This is a genomic window from Streptomyces sp. NP160 (genome assembly GCF_006335115.1).
GTDB lineage: Bacteria > Actinomycetota > Actinomycetes > Actinomycetales > Quadrisphaeraceae > Quadrisphaera.
This window is the reverse complement of record NZ_VDMJ01000071.1, coordinates 1-3,313: the sequence shown is the minus strand read 5'-3', so window position 1 is coordinate 3,313 and position 3,313 is coordinate 1. Positions and strand designations below refer to the sequence as shown.

General features: G+C 69.6%; 1 protein-coding gene. It reads left to right on the top strand.

Annotation, left to right across the window (positions count from 1 at the left end):
* The first annotated feature begins 660 nt into the window (after positions 1-660).
* Positions 661-2,103, top strand: a complete 1,443-nt coding sequence (locus tag FHN55_RS21925; protein WP_139714535.1) for an IS701 family transposase — start codon at positions 661-663, stop codon at positions 2,101-2,103.
* Positions 2,104-3,313 lie beyond the last annotated feature (1,210 nt).

Sequence of the window (3,313 nt, the reverse complement as noted above, 5' to 3'; positions counted from 1 at the left end):
AGCCCCTTTCCGCGTCCCCAGAAGCCTGTACATCTCGCTGTCGTGGGTCACGGGCGGACTGTTCCAAGACGGCGGCTCACCGCGCCTGGCTGGAGCCGCGGTACCCGGTCCGTGGTGTGTGCTTCTGGCGCCGGCTTCTGAACGGCGCGACTGCTCGAGTGGTCCACGGGCTGACCCTCGGTGAGGCTGCCTGGCGCCGGTTGTGGACCCATGGGTCCGTGCACGCTCCTTCAGCCGTTGACCCGCACGGCGAGTGGCGCACGGATCGCCGGGGTGCTGGCCGGGACCGCCACGCACTGCTCATGGCGGAGTGGCCACCGACGTCACACAGGGACGACGCCGGTAGCGGACGCCGGGGTCGAGGGTCCACCTGGACGAAGAGGGGCTGCAGCCGGCGCTGCAGCCGGCTCGTCAGAAGTCTTCGGGGACGACGTCGTGCGCGAGGCCACCGTCCTGGCCCCGCACTTCCCCCGATCATCTCGGTGCGGTGAAGAGACCCGTCAGTGAGCCCCGGCTACAGGGAGCGCAGCTGTCGTGTGTGGAGGGCCTAGTACTGCAGCCGTAGATCGTTACTGAGCGTGGGCCCTGGTGACCAGCAGGAACGGCCGCCGCGCCAGCATCGGTAGGTGTGTGGACTACTGACAAGAACGCGACGGCCGCATGGCCAGCGTAGGAGTGGCCGCCTTCGAGCGGCACCTGGACGACCTCGGTGGGCGTATCGCCTCCCACGCCACGCGACCCGAGACCCGTGAGCGGATCCCGAAGGTCATCGCCGCACTCGCTGCTGACCTGCCGACCAAGAACGCCTGGACCATCGCCGAGCACGCCGGCGAAGGCGACCCCCACGGGGTCCAGCACCTGCTGAACCGGGCGAGCTTCGACCAGGACGCGGCCCGTCGGGAGCTGGCCGGCTTCATCGGGGACTACCTGGCCGATCCCGACGCGGTCCTCATCGGGGATGAGACCGGGGACCTGAAGAAGGGCACGGCCACCGTCGGGGTGCAGCGCCAGTACTCCGGTACGGCAGGGCGGACGGAGAACTGTCAGCTGGCGGTGTACCTGGCCTACGCGACCGGTCGCGGTCACGCCCTGATCGACCGAGAGGTGTACCTGCCTGCGTCCTGGACTGACGATCCAGCCCGCTGCGAGCGGGCCGGCGTTCCCGGCGACGTCGGCTTCGCCACCAAGCCGACGCTGCTGGGCGACATGGTCGAACGGGCCCTGGCGGGCGGACTGCCGGCCTCGTGGGTGACGGCTGATGAGGCCTACGGGGGCGACCCGAAGCTCGCGCGGCGCCTGGAAGCCCTGTCCGAGGCGCGTGTCGCCGACGGCGAGCAGGGGTTGGGGTACGTGCTGGCGATCTCCACCACGCGGAAGCTGCCGATCACCGCGACGACCTCCCGGCCCGCCTCACGGGTCGCTGCTGACCTGCCCAAGCGGTCCTGGCAACGACGTTCAGCAGGGGCCGGGGCGCACGGGCAGCGTGAGTACGAGTGGGCCCAGGTCGACCTGCACCCGCGCATCGTCGAGCGCCCCAACTCCGCCCCGCGGGTCGGAGGGAAGCAGGGGCGGCCGACGCACTCGGCGTCGTGGGCGGCGATGCTGGAGCGCACCCAGGCACGAGCACGCCAGCGCGGGCATCGGTGGTGGCTGCTGGTGCGCCGCAACCTCAAGACCGGCGAGATGGCGTACTACCTGGCTTTCGCGGGCCGCCCGGTGTCGCTGGCGGCGTTGGTGGCGGTGGCGGGTCGGCGGTGGGCGATCGAGGAGTCCTTCCAGGCGTCCAAGGGCTTGACGGGGCTGGATGAGCACCAGGTGCGTCGGTGGACCTCCTGGCGGCGGTGGACGTTGCTGGTGATGGCGGCCCACGCGGTGTTGGCGATCGCGACGCTGACCGCCCGGGAGCGCGACCGCGAGGTGGCTCGGCGCGAGGAACTGATTCCACTGACGTGCGCGGAGATCCGCCGGCTGGTCGCCGCCGCTGCGCGGCGCGCTGTGGAAGTCACCTTCGTCGAGGCGTGGTCCTACTGGCGGCGCCGGCACCAGGGCAGGGCCAGGACCAGCCACTACGCCGCGAGGGGCCAGGTCCCGCCGGCGAAATGATCTACGGCTGCAGTACTAGTGCTCCGGGCGATCTCCTGACCCTCGAGCTGGAGGGATGTGCCGCTGATCGGGCAAGCGTCCGCTGATCGGTGGCACCGGGAGGCAGGTGGCACCTGGAGGCAGGTGGCACCAGGAGGCGAGCTGCAGACCCCTCTGTGTGGCTCCTCTCCGTCGCGGTTCAACAACGCCGAGCGACCGGCTGGGAACTTGGTGGTGCAGTACCGACGTCCCTGCTTCCGACCCGTCGCCGGCACACAGCAGTGGCATCCGTCGCTCGACCCCCGAGGAAGGCCGCCGCACAGACGTTGGTGGGCGCGGGGCCGCACTTCTCTAGCGCGGGCGCTCGGTCCCCACCGTGACGCCTCGTCCCTCGACGCAGGGCTGGTGCTCCGGCGGCAGCGGTGGACGTCCACGTGTCAGGTCTGGTGTCCGACGGCCTGCCGATCGCCAGGCCGAGGTGGCGTCTCTCGCAGCTGCGAACTCGAGCGATCTTCGTCCGAGTCTGGGCACAGAGCGCGCGAGTCCCGCCGAGGCCAGACGCCGAGTCCCCGCCGGACCGCAGTCCCGCCGAGGCCAGACGCCGAGTCCCCGCCGGACCGCAGTCCCGCCGAGGCCAGACGCCGAGTCCCCGCCGGACCGCTGCCAATGCAACCAGTGACTTCGCCGACGACGTGACGAACGGATCATCGTCTGGGGCTGTGGGGCTGTGGGGCTGTGGGGCTGTGGGGCTGTGGGGTCAGCCACATCTGTAGGCGCTGTGGTCTGACAGGGCGGGCGTGTCTGCCGCTGGAGGGCGTCCGATCGGATGACGCCGGCGACCTCTCCCGGGGAGGCGACGGGAGGGCAGCTCGGCGTTGTTGCTGGTCAGGGTGGTGTTGGGGGGGCGATTTGGTGTTGGGGTGGGGCGGGGGTAATGTTTCATCTCGCTTCCGGACGGGAAGAGCGGCCGAGGGTGTTGACCCTGGCGCTGGACCTGGTTACTGTAGGGAAGTTGCCCCGTGAACGACCGTGAGGTCTGGGATCGGTGTGTGTTCGTTTCTTGAGAACTCAACAGCGTGCCGAATGTCGATGCCAACTTTTGTTGGCTCGAGTTGGATGTCAGATGACGTCTTTTTCGTGCCAGATTTTATTCTCTGGTCGTGGCCGGTTTCGGTTGCGGTCGGTGTTGGCCTGTTCGTGTCCTGGGTTTACCTGGGGTGTGGGTGGGTTT